At 64.2% G+C, this 20,563-nt stretch carries 17 protein-coding genes; 5 read left to right on the top strand and 12 right to left on the bottom strand.

The genetic code is table 11. From position 1 onward, the window contains the following. Positions 1-12: 12 nt before the first annotated feature. A complete protein-coding gene (locus RPPS3_RS11515) occupies positions 13-1,731 on the bottom strand; it encodes a FecR domain-containing protein (RefSeq protein WP_107344191.1) in 1,719 nt (572 codons plus the stop codon). A gap of 11 nt (positions 1,732-1,742) precedes the next feature. Next, positions 1,743-3,071, bottom strand: a complete 1,329-nt coding sequence (locus RPPS3_RS11510; protein WP_107344190.1) for a tetratricopeptide repeat protein — start codon at positions 3,069-3,071, stop codon at positions 1,743-1,745. Positions 3,072-3,351: 280 nt separating this feature from the next. Here RPPS3_RS11510 and RPPS3_RS11505 point away from each other — a divergent pair, with 280 nt between their 5' ends. Beyond that, on the top strand, positions 3,352-3,813 hold the full coding sequence (locus RPPS3_RS11505; protein WP_107344189.1) for an SRPBCC family protein: 462 nt from the start codon (positions 3,352-3,354) through the stop codon (positions 3,811-3,813). 163 nt (positions 3,814-3,976) lie between these two features. On the opposite strand, the gene RPPS3_RS11500 is transcribed toward RPPS3_RS11505, so the two are convergent. Continuing rightward, positions 3,977-4,861, bottom strand: coding sequence for a DUF4238 domain-containing protein (locus RPPS3_RS11500; protein ID WP_107344188.1), 885 nt, complete (start codon positions 4,859-4,861; stop codon positions 3,977-3,979). 109 nt (positions 4,862-4,970) lie between these two features. Between RPPS3_RS11500 and RPPS3_RS24495 the strand changes: the two genes are divergently transcribed. After that, the gene (locus tag RPPS3_RS24495; RefSeq protein ID WP_159060670.1) at positions 4,971-5,699 is read left to right on the top strand and encodes a hypothetical protein; all 729 of its coding nucleotides are present in this window, start codon (positions 4,971-4,973) and stop codon (positions 5,697-5,699) included. 1,019 nt (positions 5,700-6,718) lie between these two features. Here the strand turns inward: RPPS3_RS24495 and RPPS3_RS11490 are convergent. After that, entirely contained in the window at positions 6,719-8,344 is a 1,626-nt protein-coding gene (locus RPPS3_RS11490; protein ID WP_107344186.1) for a peptide chain release factor 3, read from the bottom strand. Between the two features lie 229 nt (positions 8,345-8,573). Here RPPS3_RS11490 and sugE point away from each other — a divergent pair, with 229 nt between their 5' ends. Continuing rightward, the gene (gene sugE / locus RPPS3_RS11485; RefSeq protein ID WP_107344185.1) at positions 8,574-8,888 is read left to right on the top strand and encodes a quaternary ammonium compound efflux SMR transporter SugE; all 315 of its coding nucleotides are present in this window, start codon (positions 8,574-8,576) and stop codon (positions 8,886-8,888) included. A 103-nt stretch (positions 8,889-8,991) separates the two neighbouring features. Here sugE and RPPS3_RS11480 read toward each other — a convergent pair whose 3' ends face one another. Further along, on the bottom strand, positions 8,992-10,002 hold the full coding sequence (locus RPPS3_RS11480; protein ID WP_107344184.1) for an inorganic phosphate transporter: 1,011 nt from the start codon (positions 10,000-10,002) through the stop codon (positions 8,992-8,994). Positions 10,003-10,016: 14 nt separating this feature from the next. Then, a complete protein-coding gene (locus RPPS3_RS11475) occupies positions 10,017-10,661 on the bottom strand; it encodes a DUF47 domain-containing protein (RefSeq protein WP_107344183.1) in 645 nt (214 codons plus the stop codon). A 600-nt stretch (positions 10,662-11,261) separates the two neighbouring features. On the opposite strand from RPPS3_RS11475, the gene RPPS3_RS11470 reads away from it, so the two are divergent. Continuing rightward, on the top strand, positions 11,262-13,850 hold the full coding sequence (locus RPPS3_RS11470) for a DUF4407 domain-containing protein (protein ID WP_234820185.1): 2,589 nt from the start codon (positions 11,262-11,264) through the stop codon (positions 13,848-13,850). Between the two features lie 152 nt (positions 13,851-14,002). Here RPPS3_RS11470 and RPPS3_RS11465 read toward each other — a convergent pair whose 3' ends face one another. From RPPS3_RS11465 to RPPS3_RS11440, 6 genes are all read right to left on the bottom strand, one after another. Then, positions 14,003-14,974 (bottom strand): branched-chain amino acid ABC transporter permease, encoded by a 972-nt coding sequence (locus tag RPPS3_RS11465; protein ID WP_107344181.1) that lies wholly within the window; start codon positions 14,972-14,974, stop codon positions 14,003-14,005. Between the two features lies 1 nt (position 14,975). Next, entirely contained in the window at positions 14,976-15,851 is an 876-nt protein-coding gene (locus RPPS3_RS11460; protein WP_107344180.1) for a branched-chain amino acid ABC transporter permease, read from the bottom strand. A 39-nt stretch (positions 15,852-15,890) separates the two neighbouring features. Next, positions 15,891-16,637, bottom strand: coding sequence for an ABC transporter ATP-binding protein (locus RPPS3_RS11455; protein ID WP_107344179.1), 747 nt, complete (start codon positions 16,635-16,637; stop codon positions 15,891-15,893). Beyond that, positions 16,630-17,385, bottom strand: a complete 756-nt coding sequence (locus tag RPPS3_RS11450) for an ABC transporter ATP-binding protein (protein WP_107344178.1) — start codon at positions 17,383-17,385, stop codon at positions 16,630-16,632. The genes RPPS3_RS11455 and RPPS3_RS11450 overlap by 8 nt, the downstream gene beginning before the upstream one ends. Positions 17,386-17,571: 186 nt before the next feature. Beyond that, positions 17,572-18,219, bottom strand: a complete 648-nt coding sequence (locus RPPS3_RS11445) for a hypothetical protein (protein WP_107344177.1) — start codon at positions 18,217-18,219, stop codon at positions 17,572-17,574. A 195-nt stretch (positions 18,220-18,414) separates the two neighbouring features. Beyond that, complete coding sequence (locus RPPS3_RS11440; RefSeq protein WP_107346568.1) at positions 18,415-18,762, bottom strand: ArsC family reductase; 348 nt, start codon at positions 18,760-18,762, stop codon at positions 18,415-18,417. Between the two features lie 218 nt (positions 18,763-18,980). On the opposite strand from RPPS3_RS11440, the gene RPPS3_RS11435 reads away from it, so the two are divergent. After that, positions 18,981-20,459 carry a pyruvate kinase gene (locus RPPS3_RS11435; RefSeq protein ID WP_107346567.1) on the top strand — a complete coding sequence of 493 codons (1,479 nt, stop codon included), beginning with the start codon at positions 18,981-18,983 and terminating at the stop codon, positions 20,457-20,459. Positions 20,460-20,563 lie beyond the last annotated feature (104 nt).

The raw sequence follows: 20,563 nt of genomic DNA, 5'->3' as shown, positions 1-20,563 counted from the left end.
GATCATCGGCCGTTACTTCATCTTCGCCGCGAAGATGCCGGCGCCGAGATAGCCCGGGCCGCTGACCGCGAGGCTGCCGCCCATCTCGCCGACCGGGCTCGACACGCCGCGGAAGAACGATCCCACCAGCGCCATATTGCGCGAGCCGACGTCGCCGGCGAGCGATCCGGCGAAGCCTGTCGTTCCCGAGAGCAACGAAACCTGGCCAGCGTAGTTGGTGCCGTCGAGGCCGGTGACGCTCACCTGCCCGGTCCGCGCACCGAAATTGACCGTGTTGTTGAAGACGCCGGCCGCGTAATACGTGCTGCCGTCGTTCTGAATCGCTGCGACAGCATGGCCGACATAGCTCGCCTGCCCGCTGAGCGGCACCTCGCCGGCGGTGGGCGGCCGGCCGGCGACCCAGAAGCCATGAGCCCAATCGTAATAAGGCCCCTGGTTGCTGCCGCTGCTCCAGAATCCCCACTTGGTGTAGTCGCAATCGCACGGCTGGATGTTGCCGAAGCCCAAGGCCGAGCCGTATTGCTGTGCCATCTCGCGGGAGATCGTCACCATCGCGCCGGTCTGGTTGGTGATCGGCGCGTCGTCGATAGTCGAGACGATCGCGCCATTCCTGCGGATCGCCGGCCCGGCGGCAAAATTCGACTGGTCGTAGAAGCCACTTTGCGGGTCTTCACTCGGGTCGAGGAAGCCGAACTGATAGCTGAACGATCCCGGCAGATAATTGCCGTTCGCATCGTGCGCGACGGTGCCGTCGAAATTGGCCTGGACACGACGACGCACTGCATCGACACCGACCACCGCGGTGCCGGTGAATGGGCCGACCGTCCCATAGCCATAATTGCCGGAGGTCGGGCTCGAGGCGGTGAGCCACGTCGTCATCAAGCCGCCGATGAAGCCGAACAGCGTGCCTGAAGCCTGCTGCGTGGCGGTTTTTTCCACCGCGGTCTGCTGGGTCGAGGTTTGGATCGTCTGGTTCAGGGTCGAGGCGGCCTGATTGATCGGCGGCAGCGGCGTCGGCACCTGGGGCGTCAGCGAGCCGGCGACCGAGCCGTTGGGCGTGCCGGTCGCGCGGGCCTCGGCGCGCTGCACGTTGCCGCGCGAAGCGGTACCCTGCCCGGCGCCGCCGCTCTGACCGGGAGCGCTCTGGAACGACTGAATTAGATTCTGCACGAAGTTCGGCGGCGGCGGTCCCGGAGGTGACGGCGGCTGGCCGGCACCGGGGGTCTGGGTGAATTCACCGGCGCCGAGCGTCACCGTGCCGCCGGGCGTCGTCACCGTCGAAGAGCCGTAGCCCGCGAACACGAAGCCGGTTCCGATCATCGCGACGCCGCCGCGGATGCCGACGGTGGCGGCCGCGGTTTTGATTTCGGCATCGCCGGTGTGGCTGATCTGGCCGCCGACGAACCGCAGCGCGCCCTTGCCGAGCCGGGCCGCCAGCTTGCCGGTGCCGGAATTCGGATCATAGACGTATTCGTCGATCGTCAGATCGCTGTTCGGCCCGACCGTCATCGAGGTCTTGTCGATGAACAGGATCTGCACCGAGCCCTTGTCGGTGGTCTTGATCCGCTCCTTGTGGGCGATCGACTCGCCGATCGAAATCGTCCGCAAGTTTGCTGTCGCGGCGGGGTTCACCGCCGACGCCTTGCCGACCTCCTGCGCCACCGCGAGAGTTGCGCCGCTCCCGGCCGCGAGCAGTGCGGCAGCTCCGATCATCCATCCTGACAGACGCATCGCGAGCCTCCTCAGAAACGCACCGTCGGCCCGAGCGAGGCCGACAGGTTGTTGGTGCGATAGTTCGGCAGGTTGGAGTCGATCTTGGTGTAGAGCACCTGGGTGCGCACGCCGACATTGCCGGCGATCTGGGCATCGAGAATGGCGCCGTAGCGGTATTCGTCCTCGCGCCGCACCAGCGTCGGGTCGACGATGAAGTTCGGAGCGTCGTAGTTCGAGCGGCTGTAGCCGATGGTCGGCGCCACCACGAACTGATGCGGCTGGCCGAACACCGGCACCACGAATTCGACCGGGAACGCCATGTCGATCGAGTAGCGCTTGTAACTGTTGTAGTCCGCGACCGCCTTGTTGACGTCATAGCCACCGCGGGTGGTCCAGTGCACCGGACCAAACCGGAAGTCAGTGGTGATCGCCGCCGTGGTCAGATCGCCGGTCTGGGTGCCGGCGGTCGGGTAGTAGGTCGAGTCGGTGAACTTGCGATGCCGGGTCTCGACATAGCCTTCGATCTGGCCGTTGTCGCCGATCGTGGAGCGCGCTGACAGACCGCCGCCGAGCGCACCGAAATAGCTATAGTCGCCGAGCCAGACCTTGTCGCCGATCGCGTAGTATTTGAACGAGGCGTTCTGGCCGATCCCGACGCGGTGGCCGACCGTGCCTTCGAGCAGGCCGAGGTTGAACTGGCTTTGCGTGAACTGCCGCGAATTGTAGCCGAGGAAGGTGGTCTCGATCGCGTCGCCGCGCATGTTGAGCTTGTAGGCGTAGGCGGCGGTGATGCTCTGGAACGCGTTCCAGTCCGGCTTGCGGCCGAACCGCGGATCGAGGATCGCATCCTGGCCGAGCGCGCGTACCTGCAGCGAGTTCGGCCCGATATTGGCATTGGTCTGGTAGCGCATGCCTCCCTGCAGGAACACGCTGTACTCGTGCTTCGACAGCCGCCGGTCGATCTCAGCCAGATACGCCATCACCTGACCGCGGATTTCGTCCGGCACGTTGCCGCCCTTGATCGCGTCGAGCAGATAGCCGCGCGCGATCTCGTAGGAGGCGAGCTTGAAATACAGCACCCCGAGTTCGAGCTTCACCCGCGGCAGATCGGGATTGAAGAACAGCATCCGCTCCAGCGCGCCGATCGCGGCCTCGTAGTCGCCGCGCTCGACCGCCGCATGGGCGAATTTGAAGCTGACGTCGAGATTGGCCGGCTGCTGATACATCTGGTTGAACAGCGCGTCGTAGCCCTGCTGCACAACCGCGGCGGGAGTCGCCTTCTGCTCTTGCGCGGACGCGACCGAGCCGGCGATCACCGTCGCCGCCACAGCGCATAACCATGTCGCCTTCAATCGCACGCCGCACCCCGAAATGATCTGTCTGGAAACTGATTGCTCGTTGGCCGAGCTAATTGGTCGGGATTTTGCGGGAGGCGTTCGGCCAGCGGTATCCTTTTTTACGCGAAAGGTCCGCAATTGCACGCCGACGTGGCCTTTTTGTCACGCGGATCGTCCCGAAACAGAACGGAACCGGCAGTTCACGCAAGAACTGAGCTTCGCCGCTGGGGATACTGGCGCTGGAACCAATGGCCGCCCGTCCAACTGCGGCAACAGAGCAACACAGCAAGAGGGAATCTCCATGGCCGATGCAGCCGCCCGCAGCCCGACCTCGCCGTTCGAAATCCGCCATGCGGTGACGATCGCAGCGCCGCCCGAGGCCGTGTTCGACTACGTCACCAATCCGAAATCCTGGCCGGAATGGCTGCCCTCCTCACACGCGCTCGAATGCGACGACCGCCCGATGGGGTTCGGCGACACCTTCCACGAACACTGGTCGACACGCACCGGCCCGGTCGACCTCGACTGGCTGGTGATCGCCTGCGACCGCCCGCTGCTGTGGATCGGCCTCACCCAGACCAGCTTCATGGGTCCGGTGGTGGTGCACTACACGTTCGAGGCCGTGGCCGGCGGCACCCGCTTCACCCGCATCCTGCGCAATCCGGCACGGCCAAAACCGCCGACGCCGGAGATGGTCGAGCGGATGAGCGCGGAGGCGGAGCTGGGGTTGGGGAATATCAAGAAGATTGTGGAGCGGCGGTGAGCCGACCGGCGAAGCGGTGGCCAACAGGGTCGACACGACCTAATGGCCGCTATGGGCCAGAAGCAGACGTCAGTACACACCACTCCAAAAGGCCGACTATGGGCGCCACCGGACCTCACGAACAGTCCGACTAGGTCGTGAGGTGCAACAGTTCACACCCAGGCTAGTCTAATGGGCTAGACCAAACACACTTGCCGAGTCGGTTTGAAACGAATCTGTGTTGACTGTCATCGCCACCGAAAACAAACCTGCGGGCTTGCTGGGAGACTTGATTGTTCACCGCCTCGGCAAGTTCCTTTGAGTTCATTCCGACGAACTTCCGGAAAGTCTCCTCGGTCTTCGTCGCGATGAAAAGCTTGCGCGGAGAGATTGGCAGGACAAGGTGAGCGTCTGGCTGCCTGAGACCGTTCGTGATGATGATGGGACGATCGGAAGTGAGGAGCGGGTACTTTGCTGCGTTCACAGTCATCGTCTGCCATCTGAAAGACGCGAGCACGCTGACGACGCGCTTGCTCCTTACCAGTTCGGGCAGCACCCGGATTGCCGGTACTTCGACACGTTTCTGAAGGAATGCCGCCTTATATTCATCGAATTCTAGCGGGTCTCCGGGTCCTCGCAGGCGTGAGTAGTCGTCGCGAATATTTTCAATTACCTCTCCTGGATCCAACGTTGCCAACTTCTTCTCGATCCGCTCCAGATGCTCGGGGTTGCGGACGATGAGCGAATACAAGAATTGACACCAACCAAGAGCTGTTTGACCATCGAGCTTTCCAGGAACGGATCCCTCTATAAGCATCGACTGGAGTGCCTTTGAAGCCCAATTGTCGATCGACTGCATGAGCTTCGTTTCGATAATGTATTCTTCTCCTGGCAGCGCGTCGGGGAGTTTATACAGGCCTCGAACGTAGCCAGTGCCCCCGGGAAAGCTAGGTCGAGCAACTACGCCTTCATAGCGTCGGCAATACTCGACGAGCTTTCGGCTTGCAGGGTCGACCCATTGCCTCAGATAAAATTCCGGGATGTAATGGTGTTTTGGTTCTTTGGCCATTTATTGTACATATCAAATCTACCAATTACCGGACATATTCCGCGATAGTTAAACTGTAAAGCGAGGCGTTGAGGCGAATAGACAGACGCGATGACGGCGGGTTTGATAAGTGCCAAAGACCATTGACGAACTGACAACAGAGATCGGAGGGCGACTCGATGGCCTTGACGCCCGTCTTGTGGCACGCCTTGATGCGCGAGATCTCGGCACCAGATCGCAACTGCCATTTTATGCGCTCTACTGCCGCGAAGTATGGATGTGGCGCATGGTCGAACTGGCCCGCAACGCCTTCGATTGTTTTCAAAAGGAAGATTTAGTATCGGCCGTTGTGCTTACGCGCGCCGCGATGGAGACCACCGCAGCGCTTTGGACCTTAAAACGCAAGCTCGATGAGGCGCTCAAGCTAGGCAGCGTGGACATCAGCTCCATCGGCAGATATTTAGCGCGCTTGCGGCTTGGGCAAGGCAAACGCATTACCCAAACTGATGAGCCGAAAGTGGTCCATGTTAATGATCTCATTAGGGCTGTTGAAAAGGATTGCGAAGGCTTTGAGCACCAATACGACCGCCTGAGCGAATTTGCGCATCCCAATTGGTCAGGCGCTGCGGGGGTCTATTCGCGTTTCCATCATGATGAAGCACTGGTAGAATTTGGCCAAAATATCCGGGGCGAGGAAGGCACAAAGGGGATTGGGCTAACCAATCTAAGCGTTGCTCTGCTATTGTTCGAGGAAGTCTGCAATCACCTCGACGTTCAAATGCCGGCATTCATCAGACTATGCGAACGCACGTCTCTTGCGGCCAGCCCGCCGGAAAGACCAGGCGCAGTAAATGACTGACTACAAGGACTCCCGTTCGATGTGCGGCCAGAGACGGCGAGCGGTGAGGCACATGGCGGTGTGAATCGATTTGAAAGCGGACCTCGGTCGCATGGTCACGAAGGTCTGCTATGGGTCATTACCTGACATCAACTTAAGTACACTCTCCGGACCTGAAAGGTCGCGCTTCGCTGCTCGTATCGGCCTCTGATCGGCTGCGCGGCTTCGCCGATCGCCGATGCAGGTGCCGATCGTGCAGCTCGCCCGCGTCGTTTTCTTCGATCGCTGAGGTCCGCCAAATCTGCACGACCGGATTGACGCCCCCGCCGACATAGAATATATTCCTATTTGTCTCGTTCGCGAGGGGCGCTTCTCGAGGGCGCTTGCGAGGCGGAGCGGGATACGGCGTCCTGCGTGACGTGCCTCGCAAGCACGCGCCCGGGAGGTTGAGGGTCACCGTCCGCCGCTACTACGAGCGGCCGCCGCTTCAGAGGCTGGACGGGTCGAGTAGAGGCCGGGGAAAGCCCGCAAGCTCGCTCGGTCCCGGAAGAGCGGTCCTTCAGCCAAAAACCGCCGAGGTGGCGCGCCGCAAGGCGACGCGCGGTTCGCGATCTTCGCCCCTCGCGCGGGCGAAGGCCGGATCGCGACACTACCAACGCCGCGTCTTGCGGCGCGCCACCGCCCCTCACTTTGGGGCGGCTCTTCGGGCAAAGCTCGGGCGCATTGCGCCGCGAGGATGCGGAGGCGTGGCTGTTTGAAGGTGCTGGTTATTTGGAGCTCAGCGGCCCGGAGATCGCGGCCCGCGAGGGCGACGGGGCAAATGCGGATCGAGGCGACGTCCCTAAGCACGACGTCATCGCCCGACTTGATCGGGCGACCCAGTATTGCAGAGCGCTCGTGTGCGCCGGAGTCATCAATTATCGCTCTGGGATACTGGGTCCCCCGCATGCGCGGGGGATGACGGCCGAGTGAGGTGACAACGCGACTAACCAAGTCAGCTATCGGCAATGACGCATTGTGATGGCGCGTCGTACGTCGCCTCACACCACCTTCTTCACGTCCTTGATCTCCGAGAAGGTGATGCCCTCGGCGCGGTCGCGGGTGTAGCCGAGATAGAATTCGTTCTTGGCGAGGTACACCGGATCGCCGTCGACGTCGTCGGCGATCGACGAGCCGTTGTTGGCGATGAAGGTGTCGAGCTTTTTGCGGTCGTCGGACGAGATCCAGCGCGCGAGCTGGAATTCGGAGACTTCGAAATCGACCGGGAGTTGATACTCCGCTTCGAGCCGCGCCTTCAGCACGTCGAGCTGCAGCGGGCCGACGACGCCGACCAGCGCCGGCGCGCCGTCGCGCGGGCGGAACACCTGCACGACGCCCTCCTCCGACATCTGCTGCAGCGCCTCTTTCAGCTTCTTCGCCTTCATCGCGTCGCCGAGCCGGACGCGGCGGACGATTTCCGGCGCAAAGCTCGGCACGCCGACGAAGGTCACGTCCTCGCCCTCGGTCAGCGTATCGCCGATCCGCAGCGTGCCGTGGTTGGGAATGCCGACGACGTCGCCGGCGAACGCTTCGTCCGCAACCGAGCGGTCCTGCGCGAAGAAGAACTGCGGGCTCGACAGCGGCATCGCCTTGCCGGTGCGCACCAGCTTGGCCTTCATGCCGCGGGTCAGCTTGCCCGAGCACAGCCGCGCGAACGCAATCCGGTCGCGGTGGTTCGGATCCATATTGGCTTGGATCTTGAACACGAAGGCGCTCATCTTCGGCTCGTCGGCGGCGATCTTGCGCAGGTTGCTTTCCTGCGCGCGCGGCGGCGGCGCGTAGCGGCCGAGCCCCTGCAGCAGATCGCCGACGCCGAAATTGCGCAGCGCCGAGCCGAAATACACCGGCGTCAGGTGGCCTTCGCGGAACGCCTCGAGGTCGAACGGCTTGCAGGCCTCGGTGGCGAGCTCGAGCTCCTCCTTGACCGCGGCGACGTCGAGATTGGCGTGACGCTTGCCGAGTTCCTCGATGGTGATCTGCTCGGCCGCGCCGGTTTTGGCACCGCCGCCTTCGAGCAGGCGGACGCCGCCGTTCAGCACGTCGTAGGTGCCGAGGAAGTCGCGGCCGCGCCCGACCGGCCAGGTCATCGGCGTGGTGTCGAGCGCCAGCGTCTTCTCGATCTCATCGAGCAGATCGAAGGTGTCGCGGCTCTCACGGTCCATCTTGTTGATGAAGGTGATGATCGGAATGTCGCGCAGCCGGCAGACCTCGAACAGCTTGCGGGTGCGCGCCTCGATGCCCTTGGCGGCGTCGATCACCATCACGGCGGAGTCGACCGCGGTCAGCGTCCGGTAGGTGTCTTCCGAGAAGTCCTCGTGGCCCGGGGTGTCGAGCAGGTTGAACACCAGGCCATCGAACTCGAAGGTCATCACCGAGGTGACCACCGAGATGCCGCGGTCGCGCTCGATCTTCATCCAGTCCGACCGGGTGTTGCGGCGCTCGCCCTTGGCCTTGACCTGGCCGGCCAGATTGATGGCGCCGCCGAACAGCAGCAGCTTTTCGGTCAGCGTGGTCTTGCCGGCGTCAGGATGCGAAATGATCGCAAAAGTGCGCCGCCGCGCCACTTCATGGGCGAGCGAAAACGGGGTCGAGGACGGCGCTTCGGCCGGAACAGCGGTGTCGGACATTCATCAGCCTGTGGCAGGGAAAGCCGGCGCGATCAAGGGCTTCCGGCGGGTCGCAGCGCCAGCAGTTGCGCGGCGGAACGGCGTCCCTCATATAAGGGATCGAGGACGACCTCAAAATCACCTTTTCGGCCGGGACGACCCGGCCTCCTCAAGACCGCGCATTGCGCCGGCGCGCCATCCCGTTGGATGGCCTCATGAAATTTGCCCGGACGTGTGCAAGGAGGCCGCTATGGCTTGGTTCTATCTGTTCGTCGCCGGTCTGATGGAGATCGGCTGGGCGCTCGGCCTGAAATACACCGAAGGCTTTACCCGCCTGGTTCCGACGGCGCTGACCGTGTCGGCGATGGTCGCCAGCGTCGCACTGCTCGGGCTCGCGCTGAAGACGCTGCCGATCGGCACCGCCTATGCGGTGTGGAGCGGCATCGGCGCGGTCGGCACCGCGGCGCTCGGCATCGCGCTGTTCGGCGATCCGGCCACGGTCGGCCGCCTCGCCTGCATCGGCCTGATCGTCGCCGGCATCGTCGGGCTGAAGCTGGTGGCCTAAGGGGCGAGGCTTCTGCCTCATTGCGAGCGAAGCGAAGCAATCCAGCGCCTCGCGCGGCGCGATGGATTGCTTCGTCGCAGCGCTCCTCGCAATGACGTTATTCTTAAAACGCCGGCACCAGCCGCGTCGCCCAATACGCCAGCGCCGCGACGATCGCCGAGGCCGGGATCGTGATCACCCAGGCATAGACGATCGAGCTCGCCACGTTCCAGCGCACCGCCGACATTCGGCGCGCGGCGCCGACGCCGACGATCGCGCCGGTGATGGTGTGGGTGGTCGACACCGGCACGCCGAGGAAGGTCGCCATGAACAGCGTCGCGGCGCCGCCGGTTTCGGCGCAGAAGCCCTGCATCGGCGTCAGCTTGGTGATGCGCAGCCCCATGGTGCGGACGATCCGCCAGCCACCCATCAGCGTGCCGAGCGCCATCGCCGCCTGGCACGACAGCACCACCCAGAACGGCACCGAGAACTCGCCGCCGAGATAGCCCTGCGAGTACAAAAGTACCGCGATGATGCCCATGGTCTTCTGGGCGTCGTTGCCGCCGTGGCCGAGCGAATACAGCGATGCGGAGGCGAACTGCAGGATGCGGAAGGCGCGATCCACCGCGAACGGCGTCGACCGCACCGACGCCCACGACACGATTGCCACCAGCACCAGCGCCAGCAGAAAGCCGACCAGCGGCGACAACACGATCGCCAGCAGCGCCTTGGTCAGGCCGCCCCACACCGCAGCCGACAGTCCGGCCTTGGCGAGGCCGGCGCCGAGCAGGCCGCCGATCAGCGCGTGCGACGAGCTCGACGGGATGCCGAGCCCCCAGGTCACCAGGTTCCAGACGATCGCGCCGGTCAGCGCGGCGAAGATCACCGAGGCATCGATCACGCTGGGCTCGATGATGCCAGTTCCGATGGTGTTGGCGACGTGCAGGCCGAACACCATGAAGGCGATGAAATTGAACGAGGCCGCCCAGAACACCGCGTAATGCGGCCGTAGCACCCGGGTGGAGACGATGGTGGCGATCGAATTGGCGGCGTCGTGCAGGCCGTTCAAAAAGTCGAACAGCAGCGCGACGGCGATCAACCCGACCAGGATGGGCAGCCCGAGCGAAGCGTCCACGGCCGGCCCCTGCCCTAGACCTGCTCGATGACGATGGAATTGATCTCGTTGGCGACGTCGTCGAAACGGTCGGCGACCTTCTCGAGGTGGTCGTAGATCTCGGCGCCGACGATGTAATCCATGGTGTTGGCGTTACGGTGCTTGAGGAACAGTTCCTTCAGCCCGATGTCGTGGAGATCGTCGACCCGGCCTTCCAGCTTGGTGATCTCCTCGGTCATCGCCGTCAGCATCTGCAGGTTCGGCCCGATCGACTGCATCAATGGGACCGCGCGGCCGACCAGATTGGCGCTTTCGACCAACAGCGACCCGATCTCGCGCATCGGCGGCTCGAACTCGCGGACCTCGAACAGGATCACCGCCTTGGCGGTCTGCTGCATCTGGTCGATGGCGTCATCCATCGACGTGATCAGGTTCTTGATGTCGACCCGGTCGAACGGGGTGATGAAGGTCCGGCGCACCGCGGTCAGCACCTCACGGGTGATGCTGTCGGCCTCGGATTCGAAATGGCTGACGCGCTGGCAGTGCACCAGCGTCTCGTCGCCGCCGCGCAGCATGTCCTGCAGCGCCTGGGCTCCCTGCACGACCGTATGCGTGTGCTGGGCGAACAGGTCGAAGAACCTCTCTTCCTTGGGCAGAAAGGCTCGAAAGTATCGTAGCATCGGGAGCTATCCGGTTGACGTGACGCGGGTTCGTAGATCGGCCGTGGGAGGCCGGAGACGCCCGACCGCGTCACACCGGCGTCATAAAACACTTCAGAGGCTCACAGGCAACCGTCCATTCCGGACCGACGGGACGCGTGAGCCGCGGACTGGTCCCGTCCGCCATCGGACGCCACGAGATCGGGGCATTTCGGTGATCGCCGGGTCCCCTCGTCCACAGATTTTGTCCGGCCGCCGGGTTGCCGGCAGATGCCGTCGTCACGGCCCCAGCGCCTCTTGCTCGCGAATCACTTCAACGCGCTGATGTGAAATCGAGGGCCGTGAGGCCGCGTAGCAGTGGTAATCGAGGAATGGACGAGCGTGTCCGAACGGACCATCACGACAAAATATTGAGGATGGCGAAAGCGGCCTCACCGCCTCTTCAACTCAGCAAGTTTGCAATCGATCACGGCACCTTAGCAGCAACTGCTGAGACCAAATCGGAGCTCGTTGAATCGCCTACTAAACGTGGCCTCGTATTGAATTTGTTTACGCTCTGTTAGACTCGGCCGACCTGTCACAACCAAACCGCGGCGCATGTCACCGCAGAACTGGGCGGCCATGATTCAACGCGTTCTTGGCATCATCGCTGGCGTCGATCGCAAGACTCTTCAGAGCTGCCCGGCCTCCGACAAATTATGGGCCACGCATCTCGGCGCATCGCTCTGCCTGTCGTTCGTGGTCGTACTCGGCGTGTCGTTCCACGCCACCGGCTACATGATCGACAATATATGGACTCGGCTGCTGGTCTCGACGGTGATCGCGCTGACCGTGCTGATGTTCGACCGCGCGCTGTGCCAGTCCGACTGGTTCTATCAGGGCACGCTGTGGAATACCTCTGCGATCCAGTCGCGGGCCGAGGCCAAGCAGACCGCCTGGCGGTTCGTCCGCGTCGGCATCCGGCTGACGCTGTCGTTCGGGCTCGCCTGGGTGATCGCGATGTTCCTGGAACTCGCGATCTTCTCCTCGACCATCAACGAGAAGATCGAAGCCGACCGGGTCGCCGCCAACCAGCCGGTCTACGACAAGATCGCAGCTTTCGAAGCCGGACTGAACGCCGAAGCCAAGCGTCGGCTCGCCGATATCGAACAGCTCGAGGCGCTGCACCGCGACGCCCTCACCGAGCAGCCGAAGCCGGAGCCGACCACCCAGGCCCGCACCGAGGACATCGAGCAGCAGATCCGCGCGCTGGCGACCCGCGAAGCCGGCATCCGCGCCGACATTGCCGAGATCGACAAGACGATCCAGCGCTACATCGCCGACATGAACGCCGAAGAGTTCGGCCTGAAAGCCACGCCGAACAATTCCGGCCGCCCCGGCGCAGGTCCCCGCTACGAATTCGCCAGGAAGCAGCGCCAGGCCTTCCAGGCGCAGCGCGCCGAGCGTGAAGCTGAGATCGCCCAGCTCCACGTCCGCCGCGACGACCTCCGCGCCGCTCAGGCCAAGATCACCGCGGACGCGCTCGGCGCCCGCGAGCAGGAGCGCGTTGCGATCAAGGCGCGCGCCGACGCGCTGCAGCAGCGGATCGATGCGGCCCGCGCCGACCTGAAGCAGTTCGAAGTCGACAAGGCCGCAAGCGTCGCCGACTTCCGCAAGAAGGTGATGGCGGACTCCTATTACCAGGAGAAGAAAGACAAATTCGATCCGCTGACGCGGATCGCGGCGTATCAGGAATTGAAGAACGACCCGCGTGACGGCGCCACCATGACGCTGTTCTCGTGGATGACCCGCTGCTTCATCATCTTCCTGGAAATCGTTCCGGTCGTTGCAAAAATCTTCTTCTCGCCGCCGAGCGTCTATGCCGCGAAGATTCAGGCACAGGTCGAACGCGCGCGGCAGCGCATCGAGAACAACGAAGACCTCGAGGACGAAGCGCCGAAGCCCGCTCCCGCAGCTGCGGTGGCCGCGGTCGTCCAGCCAGCGGCGCCTGCTGCCGTCGCAGCCGCGATGGCACCGGCACAACCACCGAAGCCGCAACCGGCGGCACCCGAGCCGGTGCGCGCCGAAGAACCGCGCACTGCACCGCAGCGCCCTGCGGAGCGCCCGCGCAGCTTCGAGCATGCGTCCTATGATGACGAAGCCGAGTACGAGGAGATGCGCCGCCGCGACGATCGCCGCGCCTATGAATGGCGGCGCTACGGCGGTCGCGACAGCGATGGCGGCTATGACGAGTACGATCCGCGCGAGGTCGAACGCCGGGAGTTCGCTCGCCGCCACGACTACGACCGCTATGACGACCGGCCGCGCCGCGCCACAGCTCGGCGTGCCCAGCCGCAATTCGTCGCGCGGGACTATGCGGTGCGCGACTATGGCGGCCGCGACTTCGTCGAGCCGGACTATGAGGCCAGCGATCTCGACGTTCGCAACCTGATCATGCCGCGGCGCGGCTCAGCGCGGCGCGAAGCCTACGCGGTCGAGCCGACCGCGCGGGTTCGGGTGCCCGTCGATGACCGCACGATGGCCCGGAGCGCTGCCCTGGAGCCGGCCGCCGAACGCAGCCTGCGCTGGCCGGACGGCATCCCGGTCGACGACCTCAACACCCGCGAACTGGTTCGCCAGGTGCTGGCCGATGCCGGCTCAGCCGCCCGCGCCGAACCATTGCGCAGCGAACCGGTGCCGGCCGACACGCCGCGCGTCGAAGCCTTGCATCCGGTCGAGGCTCCCAGCCCCGAACCCGTCCCCAGCGAGCCGGCCGCCGTCGAGCCCGCGACGCCCGTGCCTGCCGCCGCAGAGACCGCTGCCGCAGCGCCCGTCGTCGTTGCGATGGCCGAACCGCCGGCGGCCACGATCCCGGCCGCAGAGCCGGCCATGACGGTTGCCGAAGCGCCGACCGTGCCGCCGCAGGCGCTGGAGCCGGATGTCCTGCCGAACGTGCTGGCGCACGCGCGACCCGCTCCGGTGGAGCAATCGACACCCGCACCGCAGGCGGCCGTTCTGAGCGACGCCGGGACGGCAAGTGCTGACCATGCCGAGGTGATCGGTCCGCTGCCGAAATACAGCGCCGACGTCGAGAAGCTGATGACCGAGGCGGTCGAGCAGTCCCGGCCGCGCAAGAAGGCTGCGCATCCCAAGCGAGAGCACCACGCCGAGGGCGAAGCCGAATTGCCGCTGGAGCACACCGCCCGGCCGGGGACGCCGCCGCAGGCGTAGCGCCAGCGGGCTCAGAACCAACCAAACGCAAAACCGCCGCGCGGCTCAGCCACGCGGCGGTTTTTGTTTTCTGACAGCGCTCTTCCGAGTCCCGCGAGCAGAAGACCAGCGCCCTTTGCGGCGCTTGCTTTCCCCTCTGCCGAGCCTCGCCGTTACAGCGAGCGTTTGAACAGATGCCCGATCTCGCCGACGATGCCGCGGCGGAAGGTCAGCACGCAGGCGACGAAGATCACGCCCTGGATCACAGTGACCCATTGGCCGAAGCCGGCGAGATATTGCTGCATGGCGATGATCACGAAGGCGCCGACCACAGGGCCGAACACCGTCCCGAGCCCGCCGACCAGCGTCATCAGCACGATTTCGCCGGACATCGACCAGTGCACGTCGGTCAGCGAGGCGTTCTGCGCCACGAACACTTTCAGCGCGCCGGCAAAGCCCGCGAGCGTGCCCGACAGGATGAACGCCAGCAGCTTGTACTGGTCGGTCTTGTAGCCGAGCGAGATCGCCCGCGGCTCGTTCTCGCGGATCGCCTTCAGCACTTCGCCGAACGGCGAGTTGATTGCCCGATAGATGATCAGGAAGCCGAGCAGGAAGCCGGCCAGCACCACGAAATACAGCGTGGTGGCGTTGGACAGGTCGATGAAGCCGAACAGCTTGCCCTGCGGAATGCCCTGGATGCCGTCTTCGCCATGGGTGAACGGCGCCTGCAGATAGATGAAGTACAACAGCTGCGACAGCGCCAGTGTGATCATCGCGAAATAGATGCCCTGGCGGCGGATTGCGATCAGCCCGGTCACCACAGCCAGCGCGAACGCTGCCCCGGTGCCGGCGATGATCGCCAGTTCCGGCGGCAGTCCCCACACCTTCAGCGCATGGCCGCTGACGTAGCCGGCGGTGCCAAGAAACATCGCGTGGCCGAACGACAGCAGGCCGCCATAGCCGATCAGCAGGTTAAAGGCGCAGGCGAGCAGCGCGAAGCACAGCCCTTGCATCACGAAGAACGGATAGACCCCGGTGAACGGCACCACGACCAGCAGCGCGGTCATGATGCCGAATGCGATCATCTCGTCGCGCACCGGGCGGCGGGTCGTGGTCGGGACGGAATTCTGCGTAATCGTGGTCATGTCAGGTTGCCCGTCCAGTCAGGCCCGAGGGTTTCACCAGCAGCACCAGCACCATCAGCACGAACACCACGGTGTTGGAGGCCTCGGGGTAGAAGTATTTGGTCAAGCCCTCGATCACGCCGAGGGTAAAGCCGGTGATGATCGAGCCCATGATCGAGCCCATGCCGCCGATCACCACCACCGCGAACACCACGATGATCAGATCGGCGCCCATCAGCGGGCGGACCTGGTTGATCGGCGCCGACAGCACGCCGGCGAGTGCTGCCAGCCCGACGCCGAGGCCGTAGGTCAGCGTGATCATCCGCGGCACATTGATGCCGAACGCCCGCACCAGGGTCGGGTTCTCGGTGGCGGCGCGCAGATAGGCGCCGAGCCGTGTGCGCTCGATCAGGAACCAGGTGAGCAGGCACACCACCAGCGAGAACACCACCACCCAGCCGCGATACACCGGCAGGTACATGAAGCCGAGATTGATCGCGCCGCGCAGCTGTTCGGGGATCGCATAAGGCAGGCCGGACGAGCCGAAATAGTTCTGGAACACGCCCTGGATGATCAGCGCGACGCCGAAGGTCAGCAGCAGGCCGTACAGGTGATCGAGCCCCGACAGCCATTGCAGCAGCGTGCGCTCCATCACCATGCCGAATAGGCCGACGATGATCGGCGACAGAATCAGCGCCCACCAATAGTTCAGGCCGAGCAGATTGAGCAGGAAATACGCGCAGAACGCGCCCATCATGTACAACGCGCCGTGCGCGAAGTTGATGATGTTGAGCATGCCGAAGATCACGGCGAGGCCGAGGCTGAGCAGCGCATAGAACGAGCCGTTGATCAGGCCGACCAGAAGCTGCGCCAACAGAGCGGGGACGTTGATATCCATCTTGCTCTCAGTCTTTCGTGGAGGTCACCGGTCCCGCCGTCAGACGCCGAGATAGGTGTGAAGCTTGTCCATGTTGGCTTCGAGCTCGGAATTGGCGAAGCCGTCGATGATCTTGCCGTGCTCGACCACGTAGTAGCGATCGGCCACCGTGGCGGCGAAACGGAAGTTCTGCTCAACCAAGAGAATGGTGAAGCCCTGCTTCTTGAGCCGCGCGATGGTGTGGCCGATCTGCTGGATGATCACCGGCGCCAGACCTTCGGTCGGCTCGTCCAGCATCAGGAACCGTGCCCCGGTGCGCAGGATGCGGGCGATCGCCAGCATCTGCTGTTCGCCGCCCGAGAGCTTGGTGCCCTGGCTCTTCAGCCGCTCGCGCAGGTTCGGGAACAGTTCGAAGATCTGATCGAGCGACAACCCGCCGGGGCGAACCTGCGGCGGCAGCATCAGGTTTTCGCGCACATCGAGGCTGGCGAAGATGCCGCGCTCCTCGGGACAGAACGCGATGCCGCGGCGGGCGATCTTGTCCGACGACGCCCGGCTGATGTCGGTGCCGTCGAACGTGATGGTGCCGCTGCGCTTGCCGACGATCCCCATCACCGCCTTCAGCGTGGTGGTCTTGCCGGCGCCGTTGCGGCCGAGAAGCGTCACCACCTCGCCTTCGCGGACGTCGAAATTCATGCCGTGCAGAATGTGGGACTCGCCGTACCACGCCTGCAGATCGCGCACGCTCAGCATCGCTGCGCCGGCAGCCGACGATGCGGGCCGCTCCATAGTGGTCGCCTCAACCATGACCCGCTCCGAGATAGGCTTCCTTGACCCGCTGATCCTGGGTCAGGTCAGTGTAGTTGCCTTCCGCCAGCACCTGACCGCGGGTCAACACGGTGATGACGTCCGACAGGTTGGCGACCACGCTCAAATTGTGCTCGACCATCAGGATCGTGTACTTGGCCGAGATTCGCTTGATCAGCGCCGCGATCTTGTCGATGTCCTCGTGCCCCATGCCGGCCATCGGCTCGTCGAGCAGCATCATCTCCGGATCGAGCGCCAGCGTGGTGGCGATCTCCAGCGCGCGCTTGCGGCCGTAAGCCATCTCGACCGCAGGCGTGTCGGCGAACTCGCTCAGCCCGACGTCATCGAGCAGTTCCCGCGCCCGGTGGTTGTACTTGTCGAGCACGCTCTTGGAGCGCCAGAAATCGAACGATGACCCGTGCTGCCGCTGCAGCGCGACCCGCACGTTCTCGAGTGCGGTCAGATGCGGGAACACCGCCGAGATCTGGAAGGAGCGCACCAGCCCGAGCCGCGCCACGTCGGCCGGCGCCATCGCGGTGATGTCCTGCCCGTTGTACAGGATCTGCCCGGCGGACGGCCGCAGGAACTTGGTGAGCAGATTGAAGCATGTGGTCTTGCCGGCCCCGTTCGGACCGATCAGTGCATGAATGTGACCACGGCGGACCCGCAGGTTGACGTCCCGCACGGCAAAGAAGCCGGCGAATTCCTTCGTCAATCCGTTGGTTTCGAGGATGATATCATCGGCCAAGCAACTTCCCCCCATCGAACGCATGCGGTGCCGGCGCAGACGTCCGATGTCTTCATTTTTTGGAGCCGGTGCTCGGAGCGCCGTTGGCGCCCGGCCCGTCTTTCTGGCCCGACTATGCCGCTATTCGCGAGCCTTGTGCAAGATGCAAAGCTGGGAAGCGAAAAAGACGGCCCCCACCACCGCGAGCTATCGGCCGGCGGCCGGCAGATCGACCTTCAGCCATTCGACTGCCAGGCTGACGAAGTCGGCGAAGGTCAATTCCGTAGGGTCGAGTTCGGCATGACGACAAACCTGCGGCACGGCCGTTTCGAACAACTGATACCTGCGAAACACCTCGGCGCCGCCGGGAAGAGTCCGGCCGGACGCCGTCCGCAACCAGTTCCGGACCGCCGCGATGGCGCGTTTCTGCTCGCCGCCATGAGCCTGGATATCTTGGCCGGCAATGTCGGACATGAACTTCTGGTAGCGATAGCGCTCGGTGTCGAGCACCAGGCACGTCTTCTGCCGCTGCACCCGTCCGCCGCACCGCTTCACACCTAGGAACATGCCGAGTTCGAGCGGCATGTTGAACCGCGGTAGTTGGGAGTGGTCGTCGAGCTCGGTTCGGGAAAGATCGTGAATTCCGAAACGGCAACGCTCGATGATCGAAAAGATCTTCTCGATCCGCGGCTGGCTGCCGTCATCGATCTCCAGGGCGCATCTTGCGCGAAATCCGCACAGGATGACGGTGAAGACGATCGCGTTGAAGAGAGGCTTGTACTGAGAATCGAACGGGCAGTTGACGAAGACGCTGTCTTCGTAGTCGGCGGGCTGCTTACTTGGCTTTCGCGCCATGCACTTCGCGCACCGCCTTGCGGATGTCCTTCAGGGAGGCGGAACTCGGTCGCTGCTTGGGCTGCAACAGGGTAACCTTCGTCGCCTCCTCGCGCGACCGTGCGGGAGGTACGTACCGAATGAAGCGCCCCGTCTCGGCGTGCCGTTTGCTCGTCATGCGATTAAGAATGCAACATCCCTGGTCAGGTTCAAGCCCTAATCGAACACCTCGGCATAGGCTTCCGGGCGGAAGCCGACCAGCAGCTTGTGGCCGTACTCCAGCACCGGGCGCTTGATCATCGACGGCTGTGCCAGCATTAGCGCGATGGCCTTGGGCTCGGTCAGCCCCTCTTTGTCCGCCTCGGGCAGCTTGCGGAAGGTGGTGCCGGCGCGATTGAGCAGCGTCTCCCAGCCGACCTGCTTAGCCCAGCGCTCGAGATGCTCCTGATCGATGCCCGCGGTCTTGTAGTCGTGGAACGTGTAGCTGACGCCGTGGCCATCGAGCCAGGTCCGCGCCTTCTTCATCGTGTCGCAGTTCTTGATGCCATAGAGGGTGGTGGGCACGCGCAGGCTCCGCAAGATTGAAAGCAATCGACTCGCATTCACGCCACCCACCCCTCAGCCGTCAAGCGCGATGGCCGCGCTGTGCATGAACCCGCGAAAGAAGCTGGGAAGAAAGTCTGAGGCTGCGGAACGGCGCCTGTCACATCGGTTTCATCCAGCGATCCTAGAGCGGGTGGAATGCGGTTCTCCACGCCGCCCAAACCCGCGAGATGCCTGCGATGTCGACCGAAATCCTCCGCCTCAAGCACAAGCTCGACACGCTGATCACGGAGATCGACGAGGGCAGCCGCGAGCGGCTGGCCGGCTGGGTGGATCAGATCCACCGTCCCGGCTTCGGCCCCAGCGCCGCCAACCTCGCCCACTATCTGGCGCTACGTCACCACGATCTGCGCCCGCTGCAGCACGCCCTGATGGCGCTGGGGCTGTCGTCGCTCGGCCGGCTCGAAAGTCGGGTGATGCCAACGCTGCTCGCGGTGCGCGCTACTTTGGCGGCGCTGGCGGGCGAGCCGGAAATGCTGCGGCCGTCGTCGAAGCAGTTCTTCGCCGGCGAGCACGATCTCGCCAGCCGCAGCGCCGAGCTGTTCGGACCGCTGTCGGGCGCCCGCCACTCCGCCCTGCTGGTCACCTGCCCGAGCGAAGCCGCCGACGATCCGACCTTCATGCTGCGGCTCGCCGAGCGCGGCGTCGAGGCGGTGCGGATCAACTGCGCCCACGACGATGCCGCCGCCTGGCAGCGGATGATCAATCACCTCCACGTCGCCGAGGAGGCCACCGGACGGCGGATGAAGGTGCTGATGGATATTGCCGGTCCGAAGATCCGCACCGGCGCCGCGCGGACGCCCGATGGCCGCGACCGCATCGTCACCGGCGACCTGGTGGCGATCGTGGCGCAGGGCGAATTCGAGCGGATCGATCTCGACGACGAGCATTTCGCAGTGGAATGCACCCTGCCCGATCCGCTGACCCGCGCCGCCGTCGGCGCCCGGGTGTTCGTCGATGACGGCAAGCTGTGCGTCCGCATCGAGCGGAAGACCGCCTGGGGTTTGCTCGGCCGCGTCACCGCCACGGCCGACACCGGCTTCCGGCTGAAGCCGGAGAAAGGCCTGAACTTCCCGGATACGCCGCTCGACATCCCGGCCCTCACCGCCAAGGACCGCGCCGACCTCGATTTCGTCGCCGCCCATGCCGACGGTGTCGAGTTCTCGTTCGTGCAGTCGGTCGGCGACGTGAAGATGCTGCAGGCCGCGCTCGCCGAACGCCGGCCCGACGACTGGCACAAGCTGTCGCTGGTGTTGAAGATCGAGACGCCGGATGCGGTCGCGCACCTGCCGGACATCCTGGTCCAGGCCGCCGGCCGCCAGCCGACCGCGGTGATGATCGCACGCGGCGATCTGGCGGTCGAGATCGGCTTCGCCCGGCTCGCCGAAATGCAGGAAGAGATCCTGTGGATCGGCGAAGCCGCCCATGTCCCGGTGATCTGGGCCACCCAGGTGCTCGAACATCTGGTGAAGAAAGGCACGCCCTCGCGCGGCGAAATGACCGACGCCGCGATGGCGGCGCGCGCCGAATGCGTGATGCTGAACAAGGGCCCCTATCTGTTCAAGGCGATCACCGAGCTCGATACACTGCTCGGCCGGATGGCCGACCATCAGCACAAGAAGACGCCGCAGCTCCGGCGGCTGCGTAGTTGGGGGTAAGCGCAATTACTTTCGGTATCAACCTAAGGTTGACTCCATAACACCTTCGTTCACTCTATGTTCCCATACGGGCAAAGCCGCTGTGCCGGCCAGAGTGAGCGGAG

It is taken from the genome of Rhodopseudomonas palustris, assembly GCF_003031265.1.
Lineage (GTDB): Bacteria > Pseudomonadota > Alphaproteobacteria > Rhizobiales > Xanthobacteraceae > Rhodopseudomonas > Rhodopseudomonas palustris_H.
Note: the sequence above shows the minus strand (reverse complement) of the source record. Positions and strands in the feature narration are given on the sequence as shown.